Origin of the sequence: Paraburkholderia unamae (assembly GCF_003096875.1) — a bacterium.
Classification (GTDB): domain Bacteria; phylum Pseudomonadota; class Gammaproteobacteria; order Burkholderiales; family Burkholderiaceae; genus Paraburkholderia; species Paraburkholderia unamae.
Map to the genome: position 1 here is coordinate 1 of NZ_QEOB01000020.1, position 1,061 is coordinate 1,061.

1 protein-coding gene, 3 tRNA genes and 1 rRNA gene are annotated in these 1,061 nt (G+C 54.1%); all 5 read left to right on the forward strand.

All coding sequences use genetic code 11. From position 1 onward, the window contains the following. The first annotated feature begins 240 nt into the window (after positions 1–240). Positions 241–354: ribosomal RNA gene (rrf, locus tag C7402_RS33465) — 5S ribosomal RNA — on the forward strand. A gap of 140 nt (positions 355–494) precedes the next feature. After that, positions 495–580 (forward strand) — tRNA-Tyr (locus C7402_RS33470). 54 nt (positions 581–634) lie between these two features. Further along, positions 635–708: transfer RNA gene (locus C7402_RS33475), tRNA-Gly, on the forward strand. Positions 709–741: 33 nt separating this feature from the next. Then, a tRNA-Thr gene (locus C7402_RS33480) sits at positions 742–816 on the forward strand. Between the two features lie 110 nt (positions 817–926). Continuing rightward, positions 927–1,061, forward strand: a 135-nt coding sequence (locus C7402_RS48355; protein WP_233634994.1) for a GTP-binding protein, incomplete at its 3' end; no start/stop codon positions are given.

The window sequence follows — 1,061 nt, forward strand, 5'->3', positions numbered from 1 at the left end:
GACCAGGACGTTGATAGGTCAGGTGTGGAAGCGCAGTAATGCGTTAAGCTAACTGATACTAATTGCCCGTAAGGCTTGATCCTATAACAGGTGTGTCTTCCTCCCGGAGTGGAGTGTGGAGCGCACAGGTTGAGATCATGTGTTGTGCCAGAAACAACACAACCCCAATTGAGCAACACCTCTTTACGCTTCTTCCCGATTGGCTGTGGCGCTCACAAAGCGACGCAGCAACCCGTCATGCCTGATGACCATAGCGAGTTGGTCCCACCCCTTCCCATCCCGAACAGGACCGTGAAACAACTCCACGCCGATGATAGTGCGGATTGCCCGTGTGAAAGTAGGTAATCGTCAGGCTCCTTATTGCGAAACCCCGGCCCTAAAAAGCCGGGGTTTTTGCTTTTTCGCTCTCCCTATAAGTGAGAGCGTTGTGGTTCGGCGCCGAATAAAGTGCTTGACACGGTTCGGATGTTACACCATAATCATCAGTTCTCTACGGAGGGGTGCCCGAGTGGCTAAAGGGGGCAGACTGTAAATCTGTTGGCTTACGCCTACGTTGGTTCGAATCCAACCTCCTCCACCAGAATTCAGCTGTAGTCAGGTTAGTGTCGGGAATCGACAGTAGTCAGAAAACTTAGCGGGTGTAGCTCAATGGTAGAGCAGAAGCCTTCCAAGCTTACGACGAGGGTTCGATTCCCTTCACCCGCTCCAGCAAAGCAAAAAAGCAGTTCCAGAGCAGTTTTCGCCCATGTGGCTCAGTGGTAGAGCACTCCCTTGGTAAGGGAGAGGTCGGCAGTTCGATCCTGCCCATGGGCACCAGCCGGTATTTGGCAGGCCTCCAGAGGCCTCGCATCGAGCAGGTAGCAGCAAGCCAGTGATTGTTTGCGCGCCCCGCGCAACGTACGGAAAAATCCTCTTAGGAGTCGAAAATGGCCAAGGGTAAGTTTGAGCGGACCAAGCCGCACGTGAACGTGGGCACGATCGGTCACGTTGACCACGGCAAGACCACGCTGACGGCAGCGATCACGACGGTTCTGACCAAGAAGTTTGGCGGTGAAGCCAAG